29 protein-coding genes and 1 pseudogene are annotated in these 25,830 nt (G+C 33.4%); 6 read left to right on the top strand and 24 right to left on the bottom strand.

Annotation, left to right across the window (positions count from 1 at the left end):
* Positions 1-269: 269 nt before the first annotated feature.
* From AC1Q8M_RS07055 to AC1Q8M_RS07040, 4 genes are all read right to left on the bottom strand, one after another.
* Positions 270-1,112 carry a DegV family protein gene (locus AC1Q8M_RS07055; protein WP_029948540.1) on the bottom strand — a complete coding sequence of 281 codons (843 nt, stop codon included), beginning with the start codon at positions 1,110-1,112 and terminating at the stop codon, positions 270-272.
* Between the two features lie 152 nt (positions 1,113-1,264).
* Positions 1,265-1,516, bottom strand: coding sequence for a DUF2535 family protein (locus tag AC1Q8M_RS07050; protein WP_000629012.1), 252 nt, complete (start codon positions 1,514-1,516; stop codon positions 1,265-1,267).
* 329 nt (positions 1,517-1,845) lie between these two features.
* Entirely contained in the window at positions 1,846-2,586 is a 741-nt protein-coding gene (tatC, locus tag AC1Q8M_RS07045; RefSeq protein ID WP_000390119.1) for a twin-arginine translocase subunit TatC, read from the bottom strand.
* 42 nt (positions 2,587-2,628) lie between these two features.
* Positions 2,629-2,814: a twin-arginine translocase TatA/TatE family subunit gene (locus tag AC1Q8M_RS07040; protein WP_000492442.1), complete on the bottom strand. Its 186-nt coding sequence runs from the start codon at positions 2,812-2,814 to the stop codon at positions 2,629-2,631.
* Positions 2,815-3,027: 213 nt separating this feature from the next.
* Here AC1Q8M_RS07040 and trhA point away from each other — a divergent pair, with 213 nt between their 5' ends.
* Positions 3,028-3,684, top strand: a complete 657-nt coding sequence (gene trhA, locus AC1Q8M_RS07035; protein WP_000136890.1) for a PAQR family membrane homeostasis protein TrhA — start codon at positions 3,028-3,030, stop codon at positions 3,682-3,684.
* Positions 3,685-3,725: 41 nt separating this feature from the next.
* Here the strand turns inward: trhA and AC1Q8M_RS07030 are convergent, their stop codons facing one another.
* The 5 genes from AC1Q8M_RS07030 to AC1Q8M_RS07010 form a co-directional block, all read right to left on the bottom strand.
* A complete protein-coding gene (locus tag AC1Q8M_RS07030; RefSeq protein WP_000616580.1) occupies positions 3,726-4,445 on the bottom strand; it encodes a lysophospholipid acyltransferase family protein in 720 nt (239 codons plus the stop codon).
* Positions 4,446-4,555: 110 nt separating this feature from the next.
* Positions 4,556-5,191 carry an FMN-dependent NADH-azoreductase gene (locus AC1Q8M_RS07025; protein ID WP_000170028.1) on the bottom strand — a complete coding sequence of 212 codons (636 nt, stop codon included), beginning with the start codon at positions 5,189-5,191 and terminating at the stop codon, positions 4,556-4,558.
* Positions 5,192-5,430: 239 nt separating this feature from the next.
* Complete coding sequence (gene pbpC / locus AC1Q8M_RS07020) at positions 5,431-7,416, bottom strand: penicillin-binding protein 3 (RefSeq protein ID WP_001227231.1); 1,986 nt, start codon at positions 7,414-7,416, stop codon at positions 5,431-5,433.
* 155 nt (positions 7,417-7,571) lie between these two features.
* Positions 7,572-8,060: a dihydrofolate reductase gene (locus AC1Q8M_RS07015; RefSeq protein ID WP_000637207.1), complete on the bottom strand. Its 489-nt coding sequence runs from the start codon at positions 8,058-8,060 to the stop codon at positions 7,572-7,574.
* Between the two features lie 19 nt (positions 8,061-8,079).
* Positions 8,080-9,036, bottom strand: coding sequence for a thymidylate synthase (locus AC1Q8M_RS07010; protein WP_000679600.1), 957 nt, complete (start codon positions 9,034-9,036; stop codon positions 8,080-8,082).
* Between the two features lie 198 nt (positions 9,037-9,234).
* Here AC1Q8M_RS07010 and AC1Q8M_RS07005 point away from each other — a divergent pair, with 198 nt between their 5' ends.
* A complete protein-coding gene (locus AC1Q8M_RS07005) occupies positions 9,235-10,692 on the top strand; it encodes a serine hydrolase (protein WP_000034318.1) in 1,458 nt (485 codons plus the stop codon).
* Between the two features lie 50 nt (positions 10,693-10,742).
* Here AC1Q8M_RS07005 and AC1Q8M_RS07000 read toward each other — a convergent pair whose 3' ends face one another.
* The 6 genes and pseudogenes from AC1Q8M_RS07000 to AC1Q8M_RS06975 form a co-directional block, all read right to left on the bottom strand.
* Positions 10,743-11,675, bottom strand: a complete 933-nt coding sequence (locus AC1Q8M_RS07000; protein WP_000692072.1) for an aminoglycoside phosphotransferase family protein — start codon at positions 11,673-11,675, stop codon at positions 10,743-10,745.
* 11 nt (positions 11,676-11,686) lie between these two features.
* Positions 11,687-12,052: pseudogene (locus AC1Q8M_RS06995) on the bottom strand (VOC family protein).
* Positions 12,039-12,680 carry an HAD family hydrolase gene (locus tag AC1Q8M_RS06990; RefSeq protein ID WP_001174995.1) on the bottom strand — a complete coding sequence of 214 codons (642 nt, stop codon included), beginning with the start codon at positions 12,678-12,680 and terminating at the stop codon, positions 12,039-12,041. Before AC1Q8M_RS06990 ends, AC1Q8M_RS06995 begins: the two are co-directional and overlap by 14 nt.
* A gap of 106 nt (positions 12,681-12,786) precedes the next feature.
* Positions 12,787-13,374 carry a YpjP family protein gene (locus AC1Q8M_RS06985; protein ID WP_001134421.1) on the bottom strand — a complete coding sequence of 196 codons (588 nt, stop codon included), beginning with the start codon at positions 13,372-13,374 and terminating at the stop codon, positions 12,787-12,789.
* A gap of 268 nt (positions 13,375-13,642) precedes the next feature.
* Positions 13,643-14,857 (bottom strand): ABC transporter permease, encoded by a 1,215-nt coding sequence (locus AC1Q8M_RS06980; protein ID WP_000595455.1) that lies wholly within the window; start codon positions 14,855-14,857, stop codon positions 13,643-13,645.
* Entirely contained in the window at positions 14,850-15,560 is a 711-nt protein-coding gene (locus AC1Q8M_RS06975) for an ABC transporter ATP-binding protein (RefSeq protein WP_000895234.1), read from the bottom strand. Before AC1Q8M_RS06975 ends, AC1Q8M_RS06980 begins: the two co-directional genes overlap by 8 nt.
* Positions 15,561-15,714: 154 nt before the next feature.
* On the opposite strand from AC1Q8M_RS06975, the gene AC1Q8M_RS06970 reads away from it, so the two are divergent.
* Positions 15,715-16,146 carry a GNAT family N-acetyltransferase gene (locus AC1Q8M_RS06970; RefSeq protein WP_000009776.1) on the top strand — a complete coding sequence of 144 codons (432 nt, stop codon included), beginning with the start codon at positions 15,715-15,717 and terminating at the stop codon, positions 16,144-16,146.
* 28 nt (positions 16,147-16,174) lie between these two features.
* Positions 16,175-16,702 carry an HAD-IIIA family hydrolase gene (locus AC1Q8M_RS06965; protein ID WP_000181780.1) on the top strand — a complete coding sequence of 176 codons (528 nt, stop codon included), beginning with the start codon at positions 16,175-16,177 and terminating at the stop codon, positions 16,700-16,702.
* A gap of 241 nt (positions 16,703-16,943) precedes the next feature.
* Here the strand turns inward: AC1Q8M_RS06965 and AC1Q8M_RS06960 are convergent, their stop codons facing one another.
* The 8 genes from AC1Q8M_RS06960 to AC1Q8M_RS06925 all read right to left on the bottom strand — a co-directional run bounded on the left by AC1Q8M_RS06960 (position 16,944) and on the right by AC1Q8M_RS06925 (position 23,292).
* Complete coding sequence (locus AC1Q8M_RS06960; protein WP_000152534.1) at positions 16,944-17,162, bottom strand: helix-turn-helix domain-containing protein; 219 nt, start codon at positions 17,160-17,162, stop codon at positions 16,944-16,946.
* A 10-nt stretch (positions 17,163-17,172) separates the two neighbouring features.
* A complete protein-coding gene (locus tag AC1Q8M_RS06955; RefSeq protein WP_098361424.1) occupies positions 17,173-17,658 on the bottom strand; it encodes a DUF2975 domain-containing protein in 486 nt (161 codons plus the stop codon).
* A 167-nt stretch (positions 17,659-17,825) separates the two neighbouring features.
* On the bottom strand, positions 17,826-18,266 hold the full coding sequence (locus tag AC1Q8M_RS06950; protein ID WP_001223866.1) for a GNAT family N-acetyltransferase: 441 nt from the start codon (positions 18,264-18,266) through the stop codon (positions 17,826-17,828).
* Entirely contained in the window at positions 18,263-18,736 is a 474-nt protein-coding gene (locus AC1Q8M_RS06945; RefSeq protein ID WP_000493251.1) for an SAM-dependent methyltransferase, read from the bottom strand. The genes AC1Q8M_RS06950 and AC1Q8M_RS06945 overlap by 4 nt, the downstream gene beginning before the upstream one ends.
* Positions 18,737-18,824: 88 nt before the next feature.
* Positions 18,825-19,520 (bottom strand): aspartate/glutamate racemase family protein, encoded by a 696-nt coding sequence (locus tag AC1Q8M_RS06940; protein ID WP_000848578.1) that lies wholly within the window; start codon positions 19,518-19,520, stop codon positions 18,825-18,827.
* A gap of 180 nt (positions 19,521-19,700) precedes the next feature.
* Positions 19,701-20,903, bottom strand: coding sequence for an iron-containing alcohol dehydrogenase (locus AC1Q8M_RS06935; protein WP_001158665.1), 1,203 nt, complete (start codon positions 20,901-20,903; stop codon positions 19,701-19,703).
* 78 nt (positions 20,904-20,981) lie between these two features.
* Positions 20,982-22,421 carry a GntP family permease gene (locus tag AC1Q8M_RS06930; RefSeq protein ID WP_000424331.1) on the bottom strand — a complete coding sequence of 480 codons (1,440 nt, stop codon included), beginning with the start codon at positions 22,419-22,421 and terminating at the stop codon, positions 20,982-20,984.
* A 208-nt stretch (positions 22,422-22,629) separates the two neighbouring features.
* A complete protein-coding gene (locus tag AC1Q8M_RS06925; protein ID WP_098361426.1) occupies positions 22,630-23,292 on the bottom strand; it encodes an HAD family hydrolase in 663 nt (220 codons plus the stop codon).
* Between the two features lie 190 nt (positions 23,293-23,482).
* Between AC1Q8M_RS06925 and AC1Q8M_RS06920 the strand changes: the two genes are divergently transcribed.
* A complete protein-coding gene (locus AC1Q8M_RS06920) occupies positions 23,483-24,280 on the top strand; it encodes a lipid II flippase Amj family protein (RefSeq protein WP_098361427.1) in 798 nt (265 codons plus the stop codon).
* Positions 24,281-24,304: 24 nt separating this feature from the next.
* Entirely contained in the window at positions 24,305-24,880 is a 576-nt protein-coding gene (locus AC1Q8M_RS06915) for a nucleotidyltransferase family protein (protein ID WP_098361428.1), read from the top strand.
* 36 nt (positions 24,881-24,916) lie between these two features.
* Here AC1Q8M_RS06915 and AC1Q8M_RS06910 read toward each other — a convergent pair whose 3' ends face one another.
* Positions 24,917-25,822: an alpha/beta fold hydrolase gene (locus tag AC1Q8M_RS06910; RefSeq protein WP_098361429.1), complete on the bottom strand. Its 906-nt coding sequence runs from the start codon at positions 25,820-25,822 to the stop codon at positions 24,917-24,919.
* Positions 25,823-25,830 lie beyond the last annotated feature (8 nt).

Genomic DNA, 25,830 nt, shown 5'->3' with positions numbered 1-25,830 from the left:
TCAGTGGGAGTTTCTTTATCCCCACTGATTATTAACCTTCACCAATCGGGCTTTTACGGACAGCCCGCCACCTAACCTCTTTGCTCCAGCTAAATTTTGAGGTGGGAGTTTTACTGTCCGCAAATAGCAGGATAAAGGGTGTTATCTATGAATGAATATTTACAGACTCGCTATATCATTAGCGGTAGTGCCTGTATAGCTCTTCTTATTTCTTACTTTCTATTTACATAAAAAAGCTACTTGAAATATATTTTCAAGTAGCTTTTTTATTACTCTGCTAAATACATAAATCCGATTGCACCTGGACCTGTATGAGTACTAATTATAGGCGTTGTATAGAAAATTTCTGATTGAGCAAACCCACTCACTTTTTCAACCGCCGCTTTCATACTTTCAGCTAAAGGAATTGCTTTCGCATGCGGAATTGCAACAGCCTTTACAACTTTTCCAGCTGTATCTTGCTCAAATAACTTAGCTAATGTTTTTACAATTTGGCCTTGGCTACGAACTTTCGTTACAGGATTATAAACACCATCTTCAAGACTAGCAATTGGCTTTATATTAAGCAGCGAACCGATAAACGCCTTTCCTTTACCGATACGTCCACCCTTCACTAAGTTTTCTAATGTATCTACTACTACATATAAACGAGTATTCTTTCTTACTTCATCTACACGTTTTAAAATTTCTTCTAGTGAGCGTCCTTCATTTGCCATTTTTGCAGCTTCAATCACTTGATATGCTAAAGCATGTGTAATAAATTGAGAATCAACAACTGTTACTTTTGTATCAGTCATTGATGCAGCACTATTTGCAGTTGCTACAGTACCACTCATTCCACTTGTCATATGAATGGAAAGTACTTCACTTCCATCTTCACCTAACTTGTCGTACATTTCTACAAATGTACCCATTGCAGGTTGTGATGTTTTTGGTAGTTCCTCTGATTTAATCATTTCTTCAATAAATTCATCTGGTTGTAGATCAACGCGATCTAAATATGTTTGTCCATTTACAGAGATTGATAATGGTAGAACATGAATGTCATACTTCTCGATTACCTCTTGTGATAAATCTGCCGTTGAATCTGTTACAATTTTAATTTTTTGCATATTATATTCTTCCCTTTCCAATACGCTCTCCTTGTTATTATACTAGTATTCCCACTGCTTTCAACAATTTGGAACGAAATTTCATCAAATTAATTATATTTTTATATCTAAAATGAAAAAGACAGAGCTCCTAACCCTGTCTCTACTCTATATCATGCATTTTTTTCAAGAGTATTTGTTTTATATACATTTAAATAATCATTCCACTTCAAACAATTTTGTAAATATTCACGGAAAGAATATGAAAATCTTGGATGTTTTTGTTTTTGAATTTTTGCAATAAATAATTGAAGACGAGACTGAATTAGAAACGATAATGGATGCTGTGCCTGTAGGACAGGGATTTCGAATATTTTAATACAATCCCCTGTTGAATGAGTGAAATAAAAACTTTTCGTAATCACAATATCAATCCTCTTTTTCATTGGATTTTTGAACTTCCTCTACTTTGCGCTGTAAGACGTTGTTTAAAGTGGAGTAAAATCAGACTTATATGATTTCTGTAGTCCTTATGGCTAGAAGATTTATACTCTATTCATCTCCACCTAATCCATCTTCCCGTCCTAAATATCCCTGAGACGGGAACCTCATTACCCATCAATTGTTTAATACATTTAGTATAAGCTTATAAAAGCGCAAAGTTTGTCTAAATTTTGGAGATTCTATAATTTTTTTCTTCTATATATTGTATACGTTTATAGCTATAGTATAACAAATAAATAAAAAAGTGCCTTTATAACGAGGCACTTTTCGACTGCATTTCTTCTCTTTTCTTTTTCCTCTTACTTACAACCTTTGATAAAGCAATACTTACTTCATAAATACAAATAAGCGGCACCGCAACTAAACTATGAGATAAAAAGTCAGGCGGTGATATACAAGATGCAATGATAATCAATGCTACGTAAGCGTACCTTCTTATTTTTATTAAAAATTCCGCCGTAAGTATTCCAATACTAGTTAAAAACATTACAACAACTGGCAATTCAAAAATCACCGCAAATGGAACTGTTAAATTAAGTACAAAATGAAAATACTTTTCTGTCGTAAACATCGTATTAAACATTTCATTACCTATCGTAGTTAAAAAGTGAAATAGAAACGGCATTACAATAAAGTATCCAAAACATAAACCTGCGATAAATAATATAGACAATACCGGTATATACATTATTGTCATCTTTTGTTCATTTGGATGTAAACCCGGTTTTACAAATAACCAAATTTGTATAGCAGCAAAAGGAATTGTACAAACGATAGCAAATACTGTAGCAATCGAGAAAAAAATCCACAATACATCACTTGGACCGAGAACAGTTAATTTCATTGGTAAATCTTTTACAAGCCAAAAATAAATATCCTTTGTAAAAGTAAATCCAATAATTAAAAATAGTACAAAGGATAACACCGTATATATTACTCTTTTTCGAAGTTCAACAATATGTTCTACTACGCTCATTTCCCGATCTTCCATCTCGTTCACCACACTTTATTTATCCATTACAAGGAAAATACATTACAGTTTTTCTTTCTTTTCCTTTTCTTGAAATGCGTCATCTGTCAATTCTTTCGTTGATTTTTTAAACTCTTTTAACGTTTCCCCTAAAGCCTTCCCGATTTCCGGCAATTTTTTAGGTCCAAATAAAATGAGTACTGCTACTAAAATTAAAATTAACCCTGGAAAGCCAATATTTGAAAACATTTCCCCATCCCCTTTATTAGTAGTTTCCTTGTCCTACTATTACATAATTTTATTTTGTCAAAAAAGTTTGAAAACGTCAACAAATCCATTGCCTTTTGTCAAAAAAATTCAAAAATATAATCAATTATACAAATTTCATTTTCTATTGCTCTTGTGTATGATATGGTAAGGAAAATGACATATTATTTTATGATAGTAGAAAGGATTTGCATTATGACTGAAAAAATGACACGAATGACCCAATTTGTAAAAGAAGAAATTGCAAATGCAATTACACATGGTATCGGTGCCATTTTAAGCATCCCTGCCTTAATCATATTGATTATTCATGCTTCTAAGCACGGTACCGCATCAGCTGTAGTCGCATTTACTGTTTATGGTGTAAGCATGTTCTTACTGTACTTGTTTTCAACATTGCTACATAGCATTCATCATCCTAAAGTAGAAAAAATATTTACTATTTTAGATCATTCAGCCATTTATTTATTGATTGCTGGCACGTATACTCCTTTTCTACTTATTACACTTCGTGGCCCATTAGGATGGACGTTGCTTGCTATAATTTGGACACTTGCAATCGGAGGTATCGTCTTCAAAATCTTCTTTGTACGTCGCTTTATAAAGGCATCAACTTTATGTTACATCATTATGGGCTGGCTCATAATCGTTGCCATTAAACCACTTTATGAAAATCTAACTGGACATGGTTTTTCACTACTTTTAGCAGGTGGAATTTTATATTCTGTCGGAGCTATATTCTTCCTTTGGGAAAAGCTACCTTTCAACCATGCCATATGGCACCTGTTCGTTTTAGGTGGTAGTACGATGATGTTCTTCTGTGTACTCTTTTATGTCTTACCTACAGCATAATAAAAAAGGTTTCAGCTTACTATAAGCTGAAACCTTTTTTATTACTTATGTAATTGTAATGCGATAACTTCCTGTGTATGCTTCGTTAATTCTTTAATATCCATATTCGCATACTCTTCAGGTGTAATCGGCTTAGAAATTGTTACTGTTGCATGAGCTGACTTCATACGATTTCCATTCGCTTCAAACATCTTATATGTACCATCTAACGTTACAGGTAAAATTGCTACACCTGATTTTACTGCAAGATGGAAACTACCAGCCTTAAACTCTCCAACTTCGCCACCTTTACTTCTCGTTCCTTCTGGGAAAATTACGATAGAATGTCCATTCTTTAATAGTTCGATTCCATCTTTAATTGCTTTAAGAGATTGACGACGATCGCTACGATCCATAAATACACAATTCATAAGTTCCATCCAAGTTGGTACAACTGGGAACTTTTTAATCTCTGCCTTTGACACGAATCCAATTGGTTTATTTAAGTAACCTAGTAAAACAGGGATATCCATATTACTTTGGTGATTACTTACAACTAGTACCGGCTTGTCTTTCGGAACATTTTCAAGCCCTTTCACTTCTACTGTCCCTCCAGCTACACGTACCATTTTCTTACCAAACCAATTTGTCGTTTTATACACAGCATTATCTTTTTCTTTTGGCGCCATCGTATTTACTTGTCTTTTAAGACGCCACATTCTCGGTGTAATCGCAATTACAATTAAAATTAAATAAAAGATTTTAAAAAACGTTTGAATCATACAGAACCCCCACCTATTATCATTCCGACCTTCATTATACTAGACAAACGAAGGAAAAAGAAGAAAAAAAGTCCAAACAGCAAGTGTTTGGACTTTTTAAGCATTCTATATTAGAAACGTTTTGCTAATTCACGAGCATTAGCAATTGCCGCTTCTTTAATTTCTTGTGCTTTTTCAGGGTTTGCATTCATACCCTCAACTGCAATATAATCAGTATCATTTACACCGACAAATCCTAATACAGTTTTTAAATGATTGCGTCCGAAGTCTACAGCTGCGTATGCTCCTTCAGAATATACGCCACCTGTTGCTTGAATGTGAAGTGCTTTTTTACCTTCTAATAAGCCGACTGGACCATTTTCAGTATATTTGAATGTTTTACCTGCGATTGCTACGTTATCTAAGTATGCTTTTACTACTGGTGGATAGCTAAAGTTCCACATTGGAGTTACGAATACATAACGATCTGCATGCATAAATGTTTCTAAGTTTGTGTTCATTGCTGCTACTTTTTGTTGTTGAGCTTCCGTTAAAGTTTCAAAGCCTTCACCTGCTGCAAATTTACCCCAAGCGGCAAATACATCTGCATCGATTGCTGGCACAGTAGTATTGAATAGATCAATTGTTACAACTTCGTCTTGTGGATGCTCGTTTTTATAAGCCTCGATGAAAGCTTCCCCTACTGCCATTCCGAAAGAACCTTCTGCTGAATTTGGATTTGCTGTGATAAATAGTACTTTTGTCATTGTATTCTCTCCCTTTTTTCTCTTTATCTTCAATTCAAGATTTGTTTTTTAAAAGTTAATAACTTACCTTATGTAAGTATAATACAAAAAGTTTTATTCAATGTCAATAAAAAATAGCTACTTTTTTTTCGTAAGTTAATGATTTATTTTGTTTCTCTAAAATTTAGTATACAGATATTAAGACTTCTCATACAAAAAGGCTACCTCTATAAATTATAGAGATAGCCTTTTATTACATATTATTTTTGAAAAACATGTTTTACTTTTTCAGCTGGAATGTTACTTCCACCTCTACCTTTTACATCTTCAATCATCATTGTAATGACCATATCTGGCGCATTCAAATCAAATGCAGCGAACCAGCCTAGTTCTTTTCCTTCGGCCTCTTTTGATACTTTTAATTCCGCTGTACCTGTTTTTCCAGCAAGAGTCATTCCATCAATTTTAGCAATTTTCCCTGTACCATCCGGATCATTAATTACTTTCGTCATAGCAGTTTTTAATATATCCTGATTTCCTTTAGAAATTACATTTTCTTTCCAAGCTTTTGGTTGTTTATCTGTTTTAATAATATACGGTGATGGAATCGTTCCATCATTTACAATTGGCGCATACGTTAAAGCTAAATGAAGAGGAGTCATTAATACTTGACCTTGTCCATATCCTGTATCAGCCATTTGAATATCATTTTTAATGCCGTCATTTGCAATTTTAGAAGCAGGGAATCCATATTCAATTGGTAGTTTCTCATCGAATCCGAATTTTTTCGCTTCACTCATAAACTTGTCTTTTCCGATTTTCAAAGCTTCTTGTGCGAAGTAAATATTATCCGAGTATTTCATCGCCTTATCAAAATCAATCGGATTTGCATCTTTCACACGCGTTACATAATAATTACCCCAAGAAGAATCTTTTGTCCATTTTAATCCTTCAATTTTCAACTCTTCTTTTGGATCGATTGTTTTCGTTTCAAGACCAATTGCAGCTGTAATTGGTTTAAATACAGAACCCGGTACCGATAATTGTGTAAAGCGATTCGTCATCGGTTTTTTCGGATCATTATTCCAAGCTTCGCGTTGCGCTTTCGATGTTCCTCGTGCAATTAAATTAGGATCATATGCTGGACTACTTACTAGTGCAATTGTTTCTCCACTTTTCGGATTGATTGCTGCACTTGAACCAGCTTCGCCCTTCATTTCATTATACGTTTTTTCTTGAACAGCACTATCAATAGTTAAAGTTACATTTTCTCCATCAACAGCATCTGTTTTTGCCAAGTTTTTAATTTCTTTTCCTTGCGCATCTTCTACAAAGACACGGCCACCTTTTTTACCGCGTAGCTTTTCCTCTAATACTTGCTCTAAACCAGCTTTACCAACTGGGTCATCAGCTTGATAGCCTTTCTTTTGTAGCGTTTTTAAATCTTCAGCATTTACCTTTCCAATATAACCAGTCAGATGAGCTGCCGCTTCCCCTAACGGATATGTACGAACATTTACAGGTTTTGTTGAAACACCTGGTAAATCAATGTACGTATTTTGCGTTGCCCCTTCAGGCAAAATTCCAATTGGTACGAGATACCCTGGTTTTACCCATTTAGCAGCTAATTTTTGATCAATTTCTTCTACAGACATATTTAATAACTTCGCTACTGTTTCTTTCGTTTGCGGAGCAGTATCGCCTAACTTTTCAGGAATCAATCCGATTTCAGAAGCTTTCCCATTCGTTGCAAGACCTTTTCCATTACGATCGTATATTTCACCACGTTTTGGCTGTGTTGTCTGCATACGTACTTTACTATCTTTCGTCATGCCAGGGAAAATAAAATCAGGAGTCCAATCTATTTTCCAAGATTCTTTATCTCCATCTTTTTCTTTCACCATTTTTGCTTCATGGCCAAAAGTAATTTTACCACCAACTGTATCCATGCTTACTTTAAAAGGAACAGGGCCTTCATCTTTTTTATCTTCTTTTATTTCCCCTGTTTCTACCTTTAAGTCTTTCACTTCGATACCAGAATAAATTTTTTCATATTTCTCAGTAAACTCTTTCTTTGAAATATCTTTTTTTGCATTTTTTGATAGTTGATCATACATATCTGCAAATTTTTGTTTATTCCACGCTTTTACATATGTATCAAACGCTTCTTGTGGTTTTTCTTCTTTACCACATCCAACTAACATGAATGTTAAGCAAAGAAAAAGAATCCCCCATATCTTTCTCAATCGATTCTCCTCCTCTTTCTATATTAGTACTTTTGAAAATTTTAGCATTTTTACATGCTACCTATCATTATAGCACTATCGAATCTCATCTATAAACTTATATTGGTGAATATAAATAAAAAGATTGATGCGAATTCTCACATCAATCTTCTTTATTATTGTTGTTTCTCATATACGTGGTAATAATACGTATACGGGTTTTTTTCATCTGTTAAACCTTTTTCTACAAAAATCTCTTTCCAATTTGTCATATCCATTTCTGGGAAGAATGTATCTCCTTCAAATGCATAATGAATTTTTGTTATATACAACTTGTCTACGTATGGTAAAAAGAGATCGTAAATTTGCGCTCCGCCAAAAATAAAAATCTCTTCTTCATTTTTACATAGTTCGAATACTTCTTCTACAGAATGAACAACTTCACATCCTTCAACGTGATATCCTTCATTACGAGTTACAATAATATTACGTCTTCCAGGCAGCGGTCTACCAATCGCTTCATAGTTCTTTCTTCCCATAATAAGCGGGTGACCCATCGTTGTTTTCTTCACGTATTGTAATTCACTCGGTAAACGCCAAGGTAAATTATTATCTTTACCAATTACTCTATTTTCGTCCATTGCGACCATAAATGAAACAATCATTTTTTCATCTCCTCTACAATTATACTGCAACCGGTGCTTTAATTGCTGGATGCGGATCGTATCCTTCAATCGTTAAATCTTCCATTTCAAAATCGAAAACAGATTTCACATCTGGATTTAATGTAAGTTTCGGGAACGGACGTGGTTCACGTGCCAATTGCTTTTCTACTTGTTCAAAATGATTTGTATAAATGTGTGCATCACCAATTGTATGAACAAATTCCCCTACTTCAAGACCACATTCGTGTGCAATTAAATGTGTTAGTAGTGAATAACTTGCGATGTTAAATGGTATTCCAAGGAATATGTCACCACTTCTTTGATATAGCTGACAAGAAAGCTTTCCGTCCGCTACATAAAACTGGAATAATGTATGACAAGGGGGTAATGCCATACTTGGTACGTCTTCAGGATTCCAAGCAGAAACGATTAAACGACGTGAGTCTGGTGTTTTTTTAATCATTTCAATTACATCTTTTAATTGATCAAGTGTCTCACCAGCTGTCGTTTTCCAAGCTCGCCACTGTTTACCGTAAACGTCTCCTAAATAACCATATTTATTTGAGAAATCATCATCTTCTAAAACGTTCTTTTTAAACAATTCCATCTGCTCATCGTACTGTACTTTAAATTCTTCATCTTGTTGTGAGCGAAGACCAAAATCCGTCATGTCAGGACCAGTATACTCATCACTTTCTACCCAGCTCTTAAACGCCCATTCATTCCAAATATTATTATTATGCTGCAATAAATAGCGAATATTTGTATCACCTTTCATAAACCAAAGTAGTTCACTTGCTACAAGGCGAAATGGTACTCTTTTTGTCGTTAATAAAGGAAATCCTTTACTCAAATCAAAACGCATTTGATATCCAAATACAGATACAGTTCCTGTCCCTGTACGATCTTCTTTCTTCGTACCATGTTCCATTACATGGCGGCATAAATTTAAGTATTCATTTTCAGCATGTTTCATATGTAGGAAAACCTTCTTTCAATCGTATATGCAATTTATCATAACATGAAAAATGGTAAATTTAATAATCCTAATTAATAAAATTTCTTCCGCTAATTCTTACAAAATTATTAACTTTCCAAATTTAAAAAGGTTTTCATTTTCTATTACCGAAAGTATAGTGCGGTAGAACAAAATTTATATTTGGAGGTTAGAAGTATGTCTAAAATTGAAACGCCTGTTATGACTTCTTTACAAACAGCGGTTGAAAAAATGATGAAGGATTTAAATGTTCCTGGTGCTGCTGTCGCTGTTATAAAAGACGGTGAAGTTATTATTTCAGAAGGTTTCGGCTATCGTAATATAGAAACAAAAGAGGCTGTTACACCGAATACTCGATTCGCAATCGGTTCCTCAACGAAAGCATTTGGCACACTTTCATTAAGCTTGTTAGCACAGCAAAAAAAGTTTAATTGGGATACCCCTATCCAGTCTTATATACCTAACTTTACTTTATCTGAACTACTTGCTAGCTCACAAGTTACAGGACGGGATTTAGCTTCTCATCGAACTGGAGTAAGTCGTCATGAGGCTCTTTGGTATAGTTCTTCCTTATCTCGAAAAGATCTCGTTGAAAAAATAAAACATTTACCACTTGATGCACCGTTCCGGACTGCATTTCTATATAACAACTTAATGTATGCAACAATTAGCTACATTGTTGAAAACATTACAAATCAAACGTGGGAGCAATACACTACAGAACATATTTTAGAACCTTTAAATATGAGACATACAAACTTCTCTGTTAACGATTCACAAACTACAGATGATTATGCTTTACCTTACATTGAAAATGACGGTGAAATAAAAGCAGTTCCATTCCGTAACATCGATACAGTTGGCGCTGCTGGGTGTATTAATTCCACAATTGAAGATATGGCAAATTGGGTACTTCTCCACTTAAATGAAGGAAAATTTGGAGATCATGAATTAATCTCCTCTGAATTATTACAACAAATGTATACACCACACAATTCAATTCCAGACCAACCGGTTTTATCACTCCCTGAATCTCCATTAAATAGTTACGGTCTTGGTTGGTTTATTAGCGCTTATCGTGGTAAAAAAGTGATTCATCATGGCGGTAATATCGATGGATTTTCAGCGCTTGTTTCATTTATACCAACAGAAAACATAGGCCTTGTCATTTTAACGAATGCTGGAGGAACATTACTTCCTACTTATCTCGCTAATCAAATTTATGACGAACTACTTGAATTAGAATCCATTGATTGGCATAAACGTGCTGTAGAAGATACTAAAAAAATGAAGGAAATGATGAAAGAAGCAACTGAATCCCTCCCTGAACAAATTAAAGGGACTACACCTTCGCACAAGTTAGAGGATTATACTGGTACTTTTGAACATCCTGCATACGGAACATTACAAGTATACAAACGAGATGATTCGTTATATGTACAATTTATGGAAATGGATATTCAATTAGGGCATCATCATTACGACATCTTCTCTACAAAAGTTGACTTATTCCAAATGAAAATGAGCTTATTATTCGCTTATGAAATGAATGTACGTGGTGAATTCCCATCCCTTCAGTTACATGTACCTGCTATGTTAAGTACACAGCCGCTTACATTTAAGAAAATTAAATAATTATTTTGATGGTAAAAAATAAAGGTAGGTGCAAATCACACCTACCTTTTCTATTTCATATCAATCTTATCTGGTTGAAACCAACTTGGTTTTGATAACTCAAAGTTTTTATGATCTTCCAATACAATAGTAAGACGCTCTAACGTATCATCCAACATATGTGGTGCTGCTCTTAATGTCCAGACAACTGATGAGAAAACTGTCATGCCAACGTACACCGCATATAATTTCCAGAACTCCTCTGGTATTCTCCTATTAAAGTATCCTTCTATTTGTCCGATTGAATACGGAATACTAATGTCCCTTGCAAATAGTGCAATTTTCACGAAATCATGCAGTGGATCGCCCCAGTCATAACCATTAAAATCAACTACACCTACATATTTCCCATCCCGTACAATTATATTTTCTAAATGAAAATCATCGTGTTGAAATCGATTTGGGCGATCCTTTACATACATTTCATTTTCATCTATAAACTTAATAATCTTATCATCATTTTTTATTTTTATTCCGCATGTTTTGTATGCTTCTAAATATTTACTATGTTTTTTCATTGCTCTTTCATGCCATGGAAGTATATCATTAGGAGCTTCATATGTATGCATTTTTGCTAAATCTTTTCCTGCCTCTATGCCAATATCATATTGTTCTTTTGGTGAATACGTAGGCAATAGCTTCTTCGCATCTTCCCCTTCTAAATATGAAAAAATACTATAGCATACACCTTCTTCTTCCAATATACCTATTTCAATTGGCCTTTGTGCCTGTACGTTACGTTTTACCATTTCATTTAAAATTTGAAACTCTATTTTCTTTCTTTCATACTCTTTTATATCTCCTGTCCGAAATAAATATTTTTCATTATTTGCATTCGTAATTACATATTTCTTATCTGGAGAGAAACCTTTAGAAATTTCTTCAATATTCGCTGCATCTTTTACAATTTGTATATTGTTTTGCCGTGCTGTAATTATCTTCATATCTATTCCCCTTACATTTCTGCATTTGGTGTATAGGCTACTTCTACAATAAATCCATTCGAATCGTAAAAATCAATCGTATAGTACCTTTTTGAATAATGATTCATTTCAATTGGACCACGTATTACCTTCACTTTCGTACTAGAAAGAAAATCTGCTACTTCATCAACTACTTCTCTATGAATAGCTTGATAACAAATATGTCTAGGACCTAACGTCCTTACGATTTCCTCATCTACTTCTTTAAAGTATATTTCACTTTCTCCCGTGCTATATGCTACTTCATTTAACTTTCTCCATCCAATTATCGGAAACAACTTATCATAATAAGAAATGGATTCCTCTAAATTTGCTACTCAAAATTCAATATGATGAATACACTCCTTGTACTACTTGCACAATTTCCATCGGCTTATGAACCATATAATCGGGTGCGTCTTTTTTCACTGTTTCAATAACATCATATCCCCAAGATACCCAAATTACATTCACCCCAGCCTTTTTACAAGCTGCTACATCTCGCTGTTCATCACCAATGTATAACATATCTTGCTCTGTTATCTTTTTCGATTTTAAAAATCTTTTTATCATTTTATCTTTACCAAACAAATTTTTAGAACAATACACTTCTTGAATATTTTCGATACCATTATTGTGCAAAAACGCCCGAATATGCTCTTCTGAGTTAGATGATATGACCGCAATACCGTATCCTGTTTTATGTAGTTCATCTAATACATCCTTCATCCCATGAAATAAAACAAGATTTTTTATAGCAGGCTGATACAATTTATAAAATTCCAAAGCTAATATCGGTAATTTATACAGTGGTACATCGAGTTGTTTACATCTCTCTGTCATCGTTAATTTACGTAAATGTTCAATTTCGTCTTCCTTTACTGCTTTATACCCATGTTTTTCAGCAAGTTGATTATAAATCGGTACAAATATATTTTGTGAATCTACTAATGTGCCATCAAAGTCAAAAACAATATATTTTTGCATCTCCATACTCCTTTTGCTTCTTTTTTCTAAACCTATGTTATTCAACAACATAGTTGTCTGTCCCTTCTATAAAAATAAAAAAGAACAAGATTTTCTCTTGTTCTTTTTAAGACAACCATTTCGGCGGTACATTCGTATTCCAATAAATATTTCCTAACTCATGATGTCCAGAGTATCCATCATCAAAACGGTGATAATGGAAATTAAAATAATAACCATCTTGCGGCGGATGATCTCTTCTTACATGGAAACGCAATAAATCATTTCCTGATTTCGTATCGTAGACGTGAAAAATCTTTTCATTATTTCCACCAGCTGGTTTTTGAGAAATCGCTAATGATTGTAGTGAATCTTCTGGTACATCACTAGCAAGCTCAGCAATTGCCTCTTCAATTTTCGGTAATATTACATCTTTAAACTCATCTTCAATTACTGGACCAATTTTAGTACCAAACTTTTGCATCGACTGCTTTTCTGCTTCTTGCATTGCATAAGTAATAAAAGTATCGGTGGTTAACCTGTCATTCGTTTCTTCATATGTATAGGACGTGCTCTCCAAACTTTGTTGCCCAGCTGTGCTCGTAGGCTTGTCCGCAGCTTTGGCATTATCAAGTAATATGGAAGGAGGCGTCACTAAACCAAATGTAAATACGGTAATTAATGCGACTAAGGTTTTTCTAAACCAATTTGGCATTTATGTTCCCTCCCCTTTCACTCATTATTTTTTTATATAACGGTGGTTTCTTCTATTATACAAAATGATTGTAATTTTTGCACTTTACAATTTTGTTAACGTTCACATATTTTTCACTTGAATATGAAATTGTAAGGTTTCATACAATAAAAATACAACAATAATAAGGAGGCGATCAGATGACTTTAGATGTCATGTATTCCGCCGCAAGCATACTCGTTTTAGTATATTTTATTTATCAATGTGTTACAGACTAGAAAAAGAGCCGTCAATGGCTCTTTTTTAATGGTAAAAATACAATCCATACAATTAATAAAATAAAAATAATGCCACCAATCACAGCTGGCAATAAATAAAACTGGGCAAGTATAACTATTCCATACAAAAGTATTGCTGGTAGTAGTAAATAACGATTTGCCTTCCATCTTAACAAAAGTAAGTTCCCTTCATCACAATATAAATGAAGAAACATCTTATTCGTAAATTCATTCCAATAATCACGTGCATAGCGAGAAATTGCAACTACAGCAAATACGAGAACAATAGCTGCAATCCACCTAGGAGTCATAATTATACTTGCAGTACTGATACATACAATTTGAATATAAAATATTCGTGCAGTACTTGTACGGAAAAATTCTTTCAAAAAAGATTCGACAATACGAGAATCAGCTTTTTTTCCTAAAAGTCTTTTAGAGTACGGAAACATCCACGGTTTTTTATTCGAACTACTCGGTTTAGCCGCATGACCACCAACTTGCATAATTCCGCTCGTCCAGCGCATGCTTTCCTCCTTTTCTTTCTCAATTTCTTTAAAAAAGAACTTTTTATAATTCATTTTCGCTTTTACTAATACACTACTTAAGAAAATTACTAAACCGATAAATAGAATTGAATAAAATGGATTTTTATAAATAAAAAATAAACTAATTCCAAAAAAGGACACGCTCATAGAAAATACTACATTTTTTACAATCCATAAAACCCATCGTTTCTCCGCGTGTACATGAATAAATCTCGTTAACAACGACATCATAAATCGAAATATAGTAAAGAATACCCAAAATAATAGGACTTGTATCTCTGTTACTCCGATACTTTTCATCAACACCGGTAACATAATAACGACTAATATTATATTCGTTATCGCTATTCGAACAAATGTGTACATCATGCCATACTGGACTAATTTTTGCATATGTGTTGCATACGAAATTAAAAATAAACTATCCGCTTGCTCAAAAAATGAACGAACTCCTCTCGGATATGTTACTAGATAAAATGCGAGTAATCCTAATCCGAAATAAATCGTCTCTTCCGTTGATAATTCATTTATCCATAGTGACCTATAATAGATTCCCATAAATATAAGTGCTGGTATAATAATATATAATGCGACTGTCCAATCTGTTACCGAACGTATAGACTTCCACTTCCGCTGAAGCTCATGGCGTAATCTTTTATAAAATTGTTGTTTAATCATGTTGTTCACGCCTTACGATTACATCAAAGCAGTCTAGTAATGAGCTACCCGGCATTTCCGCTAACATTTGAATAGATTCTAAATGTCCATCTGCGACTAATGTACCTTGTGAAATGAGTAAAAATCTTTCACAAATTTTTTCAGCAGTATCCAATACGTGCGTACAAAGTAAAATTCCTGCTCCGCGCTCTTTTTCTTTATATAAATAACTTAAAAACTCTTTCGTAGCTACTGGATCTAAACCGATAAAGGGTTCATCAATGATATAAAAATCTGGCTCAGTTAAAAACGCCAATATTAGCATCGATTTTTGTTTCATACCTTTTGAAAACTTTGATAAATACTCATGTTTATGCTTATCCATTCGAAAAGTATGTAATAATTGTTCCGCTCGTTCTTCCCAGCTTCCCATTTCACTTCCACGAGCAGCCATTAATAATTCAATATGTTCCCAGAGCGTCAAGTAATCATAGTATGTTGGATGTTCTGGCACGTATGCATACGGATTTTTCTTTTCACCGAATGATATTTCACCGTCCATATTTACAAGTAATCCGAGCATCGTTTTTATCGTCGTACTCTTCCCAGCACCATTTGCTCCAATAAGAGCAACTAGTTCACCTTTTTCGATAGAAAAAGCTATATCATGAATTGTTTTTTCGCCTATTTCATATCCGGCTGAGCGGATATTTACTTCTAACATGCATTTCCCCTCTTTCCATTTCCAATACAATCAAGGAAAAGAATAACATATAACTATCTGTATATCATTATAAAATATTTATTTTCATAGCAGGAAAAAAACATTTTTTAACAGAATATTAAATGTTTGATTACATTTTATTGGGGTGAATAATATGTCTTTTCAAATTCGTGAAGCAACGATAGATGATATAGACGCACTTTGTTCTTTAACGAAAGAATTAAAAGGTTCCTCTATTTCCTATGAAGATATGAACAATCGATTACAATTCGTACAAATGAGTCCGTTTGATTTTTTATATGTTTACGAGGAAGAAGAAGCCATATTTGGATTACTTGGATTTCGTATACGTGAAAATTTAGAAGATGTAACACGTTATGGAGAGATTTCAATTATTAGCGTCGATTCTAACATACGACGGAAAGGCATTGGACAAGTATTGATGGATTATGCAGAGCAATTAGCAAAGAAACATAATTGCATTGGCACATGGCTAGTTAGTGGAACAAAAAGAGTAGAAGCTCATCCTTTTTACAAAAAATTAGGATATGAAGTAAATGGCTACCGATTTGTAAAACATTTTTAAACTACTTATAATTGAAGGGACTATAACTATGACAAACATTAAAGCAATTTTCATTGATCGTGACGGTACAATTGGTGGTGACACTACAATACATTATCCAGGATCTTTTACATTATTTCCATTCACAAAAACATCCTTGCAAAAACTAAAAGCTAAAAATATAAAAATTTTCTCTTTCACAAATCAACCTGGTATCGCAGATGGAATAGCAACTGTAGCCGATTTTGTACAAGAATTAGAAGGCTTCGGTTTTGATGATATTTATGTATGTCCTCATAAACACGGTGATGGTTGTGAATGCCGTAAACCAAGTACAGGCATGCTGCTTAAAGCAGCAAAAAAACATGGGCTTGATTTAATACAATGTGCTGTAGTTGGTGATCGCTGGACTGATATTGTTGCAGGAGCAAAAGTAAATGCGACAACGATTCTAGTCCGAACAGGCGCTGGGTATGATGCTTTGCATACGTACCGAGACAAATGGGCACATATTGAACCAAACTACATTGCAGATAACTTTGAAGATGCAACAAACTGGGTTTTAAATCAACTATAATACAAATGAAGATTTTGATGCACTCAAAATAATTTAAAACATAGTTAAAATAGCCTTTTTGGCAAATAATTGTCTTCCACAAAACGGATTACCTCAAAAGGTAGCAAGTTCCCTTTTGATAAGCAAACATTGCAATTCAAATTTTATTTTTTATTAGTAACAGCAATTAACGTAAAGAAGGAATAGCTTAGTGGCTATCCCTTCTTTATTGACTTCTATTATTTACATTTGTTATCTTTTTTTATTGAGTATTCTCATCGTTTTTATACTCCAAAATATCCCCTGGCTGACACTCCAAAGCTTTACATATCGCTTCTAATGTTGAAAAACGAACCGCTTTTGCTTTCCCATTTTTCAAAATAGAAAGATTCGCCATCGTAATTCCAACCTTCTCCGAAAGTTCCGTTACACTCATCTTTCGTTTTGCTAACATGACGTCAATATTAATAATAATTGTCATATCCGCCACCTCAGACCGTCAAATCATTTTCTGACTTTATGTTAATTGCTTCTTGTAGAAGGCGTTGAAGAATAGCAGCAAAAACAGCGATAACGAGCGAAGCAAAAACGATAATAAGTCCCACTAACCCAATAGGAGGGTCCATTTTTTTCGCTATAAAATGAAAAAGTGGTAAACCTAATACATACAAACCACTGATTGTAACTGCACAGCGCTTTATATTCTTTAACGACTTTACAGATAATTCCGAAAACGCTGTGTTCTCATCAATGTACTGTAAAAGATTGAAAGCCTGATAAAGAGCAACGTAAAAAGGCACAGCTGCTCCATACATCACAATGAAAGCAAGATATTTTATCAGAGTAATATTAGGATACAAATTCGCTGCGAAATTCGCCATTTCCGGCACTAAAAATATGCATAAAGCAAGTACTGCAATTCCAACAAGAAAAATAATTACTTTTAAGAACGTTGTTGAACTACGTTTAAGATTCATTTACAATACCTCATTTATTTAATGATAACATAATTTTATCATATCATTTATTGTTTAACAATAAATAAATATCGTTTTTACCATGTTTAATTTAGGCAAAAATAAAAAAGAATTTCTCATTACAAAGAAATTCTTTTTCTTGAAAATGTCTCTTTCAACTTAATTTTTTAAAACGTTAATTCGTAATGGAAATAACGATTATCTCTCAAATAACCATTTTCAGCATATAATCGTTGTGCTGATAAATTATCAATCTCTGTTTGCAATTTTACACCTTTTGCTCCATTCTCTAATGCGTATTCTTTAGCAGCTTCTAATAATTTTTTACCTGTTCCGGCTCCACGCTTCGCCGCTTGTACAAATAAATCATTTAAAATCCATAATTCTTTCATTGAAATGGAAGAAAATGATGGATATAGTTGTGTGAACCCAATATATTCGCCGTCTTCAACTGCTACGAAAATAACGGACTCTTTTTTCTCAATTCGATTTCGTAAAAATACTTTTGCACCTTCTAAATCAGAATCCTGCCTATAAAACATGCGATAGTTATTAAAAACTGATGCTAGTCCATCTAAATCTGCAATTGTTGCCTCATATATTCTCATTTTACTCCATTCCCCTTCCAATACTGTCTCATTATATCCGTTGCCCATTTAGGCTGGTGTATTTCTTCTTTCGGTATAAACTCTTTCATTATTGGTTTTATATCCAATATAGGAGTACCATTAATAGCATCTAATCCCTCAACAATAATTGATTTACCTTCTCTTTTGATCACCTTTACAATTGTTACACCTATGCGATTCGGGCGATTTTTTCCGCGCTGTGCAAAAATACCTACTTCAGGATAATCTTTATTATTTCTAGGATGTCTAGCAAAATACTGAATTTGCTCGTCAGTTACTTTATGAAAATAAAAAACAACTTCAATATGGGAAAAATCTTCAATCCCTTGTATACTTTCTTCTGCATACATTTCAGTTAAAGTTATACGGGATCTTACTTCTCCCCACTCATCATCTTTTATTTCCTTTCTTTCATTATGTACAAATGCGATTGGTTGAACTGAAAACATACGCATTCCCCCTTAAATGTAACCACTTACATTATAAAATATTTTCTGAATGTTTTCCAGATATATGAATTAAGTTTACATAATATAATTATAATCTATCTAGAGCTACCTTGACTGCTTCAATTGCATGTATATGAGTCGTATCAAATATCGGGACAGATACGTTTTCTTGCTTTATTAATAACCCTATTTCTGTACAACCTAATATGATTCCCTGTGCTCCTTTTTGCACTAACTCTTCCATGACTCTTTTATAATATTCTCTAGATTGAGATACTATTTTTCCTAAACATAATTCTGTATATATTACTTTATTTATTTCTTTTCTATTTTTTTCTGATGGTACTATTACTTTTATATTATTTTCTTCTATACGTGACTTATAGAAATCTTGCTCCATTGTATATTTAGTTCCAAGCAGACCAACCTTTTGAATGTCTTTTCTTTTAATTTCTTTTGCAGTTGCATCGGCAATATGTAAGACTGGAATATCAATTTTCTCCTTTATTTTTCCAACTACCTTATGCATTGTATTTGTACAAATGATTATAAAGTCCGCTCCTCCCTTCTGTAATGAATACGCCGCATTCGCTAAAACTTCACCTGCTCCATTCCAATCTCCTCTAGACTGGAATCTTTCAATCTCTTCAAAGTCCACACTATTAATCAAACATTTTGCTGAATGTAGCCCTCCTAATCTCTCTTTTATTTCTTCATTAATAATTCGATAATATTCAGAAGTTGATTCCCAACTCATACCACCTATAAGACCTATCGTTTTCATACAAACACCTACCTAAACTATTTTTATAAAACTAATAGCAATGTTTTATTATGTATATTATACATAATAAAACAAGACTTTAAGTTTGGAATATAAAGTCTTGTTTTAACGGAAATACGGAAATAATAAAGAATAATTCTACTTTCATTTCCAAGGAAATTTTTATAGAATATTCTGAAATTAGTAATCTGATTTTTTTATGAATTCTTTATACTTATAATTAAAACACTCTCGATACAGCTCTTTGATTTCATCATATGATGGAACACGTGGGTTATTAGCTGGGCTACCACTTTCAATTGCATCTGATGCCATTTTAGAAATAGCATTTTCAAATTCAATTTCATCGATTCCGTATTCTTTTAAATTTGGAATACGAAGATCAAAGCAAAGTTTTTTTATTTCACCAAGTGTGTAATCTGCTACTTCCTCATCAGAATTCGAATACAAATCCTTATTTAAACTACGTCCAATTTTTGCTAACCTTTTCATTGCACTTGTTTTTGTAAACTCTAACACTGTAGGTAATAGTATGGCATTTGATATTCCATGCGGTACATGAAATAATGCTCCCACTGGCCTTGACATTCCATGAACTAATGTAACTGATGCATTAGAAAATGCAATTCCAGCTTGTAAGGAAGCAATCATCATCGCTTCTCTTGCCTCCATATTACGTCCATCTTCATATGCTATACGTAAATATTTCATAATACTTTCAATAGCTGAAAGAGCAAGTACATCTGTAAGTGGTTGTGAAACTTTAGAAATATACGCTTCAATTGCATGACATAACGCATCTATTCCTGTTGCTGCCGTAATTTGTGGTGGTAATGAACTTGTCAAAACTGGATCTATAATTGCTACTTTCGGTATAAAACTAGGATGCTTCATCATCATTTTTACATCTGTTTTTTTATTCGTAATTACTGCTACACTTGTAACTTCCGATCCAGTACCAGAAGTTGTCGGAATTGCAATAAGTGGTAGTGGGTTGTTTTCTATTTCAATATCCTTTTGGACATAATCCTCAACTTCTCCACCATTTGTATATAAAACCGCTACTGCTTTCGCAGCATCAATACAACTTCCACCACCAATACCGATAATAAAATCACACTTTTCCTCTTTACAAAGAGATAACGCTTCTAACACGTGTATATTTGTAGGCTCAGCATCTACTTTATTATATGTACTAACAGTAATACTTTTCTTATTTAGTTGTTTTATACACTTTTCAACATATCCTAATTTCTCCATAATTGTATCAGTAACTATAAAAGCTCTTTTCCCTAACTTTTTTGATTGTTCCCCCAGTTTTTCAAGCGAATTCCTTCCATATAATACCGACTTTGGCATACGAAACTCAGAAACTTCTTGCAAGTACTCCACCCCTTCTTATCCTAATTAATATTTTATGATATAAATTATCGATTTGATGAATCTTTACGATTCGAATTTTTAATAGAGTCCTGTTAAAGTATAGAACGCGATAACTAAAAATACAGCAACCGTTTTCAAAATTGTAATAGCAAATATATCTTTATAGGACTGTTTATGTGTTAATCCTGTTACTGTAAGAATAGTAATAATAGCCCCGTTATGCGGTAGTGTATCCATTCCTCCTGATGCCATTGATACGATACGGTGCATAACTTCTAATGGAATATCAAATTGATTGGCCGCTGCAATAAATTTATCTCCCATTGCACTTAATACTATTCCCATACCTCCTGATGCAGAGCCTGTAATTCCAGCTAAAATATTCGTCGTTACTGCACCATTCACTAACGGATTTGTGAAAGTAGCAGAGATACCATCTCTCATAATTGCGAAGCCTGGAAGTGCTGCAATGACACCACCGAATCCAAACTCAGCTCCTGTATTCATCGTTGCAAGTAGCGCTCCACCAATACTTGTATTCAATCCAGCTTGGAAACCTGTTACTACTCGCTTCCAATATAATAATAACGTTGTTAAGATCCCTATAATAAGTGCCAATTCTACAGACCAAATTCCTACTACTGCACTTAATTCTACTTTTCCAAATGCTTTCATACCAATTGCAGAAAAATCAAAACCGCTTGGATACCACTTCGGGATCATAATAGTAAACACTTTATTCATTACACCTACTAAAATAAGTGGTATAAATGCAATAAGTTGTTGTGCTCTTGTGATTTCAATGTTATTAATTAATGGCATATTTTTTTGTTCTAATTGCAAAGATGCTGCCATTTCAGTATTTCCATTATTAAAACCAAAATACCCTTCACCTGCTGCTTTTGCCTTCTTACGTCTACTCTCTAAATATAGTAAACCTAATGTAAGAACAAAAATTGCTCCTACAATCCCAAGTATCGGTGCAGCATAAATATCCGTTTTAAAAAATGTTGTAGGTATTACATTTTGAATTTGTGGTGATCCAGGTAGCGCATCCATTGTAAACGTTACTGCTCCAAGAACAATCGTTCCAGGGATTAAACGTTTTGGAATATTAGCTTGTCGAAACAACTTAGCTGCGAACGGATAAACAGCAAACACTACTACATACACACTAACACCACTATACGTTAAAATAGCCCCCATTAATACAATCGCTAATATAGTACGTTTTTCACCAACTAACTCTATAATCGTTTTTGCGATAGAATCTGCAATTCCTGACATTTCCACTACTTTTCCAAATATTGCTCCTAATAAAAACACAGGAAAATATAACTTTATAAAACCAACCATTTTCTCCATAAAGATATTAGAAAAGAAAGGTAATACATAACTAGGTTCTGTCAAAAATACTGCAAATAATGCAAATATCGGTGCAAATAAAATAACAGAAAAGCCTCTGTATGCTACGAACATAAGTAAACTTAGTGCTAATAATATAATAACTAACTCCAATTTTACCCCTCCATTAAACAGAATATTCTAAAATTTATCGATAAACTTCTACTAATCTTTTAATTCTGACATCCCTCCTCTTATTCATACAATTTTTTCATGCTAAAAATGTCTAATTATAAATATTCGATTACATATGAAAAATCCCTTTAAACAGAAACGAATTCCTCATCATACGTTATAAAGGGATTGCTAGCATCTATATTTACTAATTTATTAAACTTTTTTCTACACAAAAATGATACAGTTCTTCAACATCTTTCACTATGTAAGTCGCACTAACTTCAGTCAGTTCTTTCTCACAGCCATAGCCATATAAAACACCAATTGAAGCAATTCCATTTTGATTCGCACCTATTATATCGTGCTTTCTATCACCGATCATTATCATTTCTTCTTTATTTAGTTCTTCATTTGTTTGTAAAATATGAGCAATTATTTCTTCTTTTTTTATTCTCGTACCATCTAAATTACTTCCAATGATATCTTCGAAATAATTCGTTAATTGAAAATGCTCTATAACTTGTTTCGCAAATACAGTGGGCTTTGAAGTAGCTACAAATATGCGATTTCCTGAACTTTTTAATTGTTGCAAGAGCTTCAGAATCCCCTCGTATACATTATTTTCAAACAATCCACGCTGCTTTAAATACTCACGGAAGTAAAAAACAGCACGTTCAACCTCTCCTTCACTCATATTATATCTCTCTATGAATGATTGCTGAATAGGAGGACCTATAAATGAATCTAACTCACTTATATGTACTTCTTCAATTCCTACTTTTTTTAATGCATATAAAATCGAGTTTACAATTCCTTCTTTCGGATCCGTTAAAGTTCCATCTAAATCAAATAGAAATGTTGTATACATGTTTCATTCCTCCACTTAATTTACGGTATAAATGATTGCTAATATCTCTTACACTTCTCCCTATTATACTATCATTATCTATTTTTTCGAAAAATCAATTTCCATATGTCACATACTTTCAGTTACAAAATACGATAGATATGATAAAGTAAAAAAGTTACAATTATTTTAATAGAAACTGGTGAAACAAATGTCAATTACGTTAATTTTTATAATGGCTTTCACAATTGTAATACACGCAGTTGAAACAAGCTCTTATAGTATTCGATTAGCTGGAGTACGTTTAAAGAAGATTGCAGTTGCCTTGTCTGTCGTAGGAATGGTGTTACTTATTTCAAGAACATCAAACTTACTACAAGCCTTTTTAATCGGTGGTATTGTCGATGAGGCAAAACTAGATTCTTCTATTAATTTAGAGCATATTATACGACTCGTACTATTATCGGCTTCTATTGGTACATTAATCGCGATCATTCTTTATCCAACTTTGACAAAATTATTTGGGTATGTCATTCAAAACTTTGAAACAGACGGTTCTTTCATTCGAATGATGAAAACGAATAACATTCAAAAATTAAAGTACACAAAAAAATATGTCCGCTTTCCACAGTTAGAAATGATTCATAGACTGCGTATCGGTGGTATTCCAAAGCGTATTATGCTTATTAACATGTTTGCTACTGCTATTTATACAGCTGGGGTACTTTCTGCCCTTTACGCTTCTTTTTTAAATCCAGATTATGCAACAAATGCAAGTACAGCTTCTGGCCTTGTAAATGGTTTCGCCACTATTTTATTAACTGTATTACTCGATCCACGCATTGCTCTTTTAACAGAACGTGCTTTACAATCAGAAAGCGGTGCTGAATCTATGAGTAAAATGTATGGTTGGCTAATGATTTCTAGACTTCTCGGCACATTATTAGCACAACTACTATTTGTACCAGGTGCTTACTGGATTTTATGGATTATTGAACTGATGCATTAATTTACTAGAAAGGTGAATTTATCAATGAAGATCAAAACAGAGAATGATATAATTCGCTTAATAGAAAACGACGAATGGATGATGAATGTATTACAAATGGCAAAATCACTAGAGCTACCTGATTGGTGGATTTGTGCCGGATTTGTTCGTTCTAAAATTTGGGATACTTTACATGACTATAATGTCAGAACGGCTACGCCCGATGTCGATGTTATTTATTATGATCGTTTACATAAAGATGAGACATATGAAAAATCATTAGAAACGAAATTAATGAATATGGATGCCACTATCCCTTGGTCAGTAAAAAATCAAGCTCGTATGCATATAATGAATAACATGCCGCCATATTCTTCTTCTGTTGATGCTATTTCTAAATTTCCTGAAACAGCAACGGCTTTAGGAGTTACATTAGATGACCAAAACAATATTATATTAACATCTCCATGTGGTATTGAAGATGTCCTTTCCTTACAAGTGAGACCAACAGCTCATTTTCTTGAATCGAAAGAACGATTACATATGTACAAAAACAGAGTTATAAAAAAGAATTGGCAAAGTAAGTGGCCTAACATCACAATCACATATCCAGAAATATAGAAAGAGTGCTTCTCATTTATAGAAGCACCATTTTCTTCATTTCAAAAAATGTATGACTGTTTCTGCAAACCTATCTGCTTCCTCATAATGAGGTGAATGACCGCTCTCTTCAAATACGATATACTTGCCGTTTCGGGCATCTTTATTAAATGTTTTAATTTGTTCTTCACACGTTACTACATCATGTTTTCCTACAATTAATAACATTTGATTCTGTACTTCTTTTATTTTATATAATAATGACGTATGACATGAGCCCTCTAATTTTAATCTATCAAAATGAATTTGAGAGCGATTTGAAAATATTTCCCACTCTTCATCACTGTATAAACTCTCATCTGTCCTATCTTCCTTATTATTGTAAATCTCCATTCTTTTTTCTTCTAATTCATTGCTTAGTCTTATATAAGCTTCTAACAACTCTTTTGAACTAGCATTGCTAGATGAATAAGCAAGAGACTCTTCTGCTACTTCTTCTTTTCCATATTTTTTTAATAAATGCCCTGTCTTTTGCAACAAAGCTCTACTTGTTAATGCAAAATCAAAAGTTGGTCCTTCAAATATTATTTTCTCTATTGAACTTGGATATATCGACGCATAAAGCAATGCTACATATCCACCGAAAGAATGTCCAATTATAGACCACTTCTCAATTTGTAATACTTTTTTTAATTCCTCACAGTCTTCAATCAAATCATTTAATCCAAAAGCTTCGTCTTCAGTAATTTTTTCTGAACGACAAACACCTCTTTGATCTATCATAATTACATATAAAGAATCTTTTAAACGTTCCGCTTGGTGAAATGAAAAATCATAACAACTCTCTCCTGGACCACCATGCAAGTATAAGACTGGCTTATTTTTAGGATTTCCATGTGTTTCAACGTATAGCTTTTTCCCTCTAATATTCATATACTCTCCTGTTTCTATCAAATTCGCCATAAACATCA

The sequence above is a fragment of the Bacillus sp. GW823-FHT06A10 genome (genome assembly GCF_058795375.1).
This window is presented reverse-complemented; position numbering and strand designations above follow the sequence as displayed.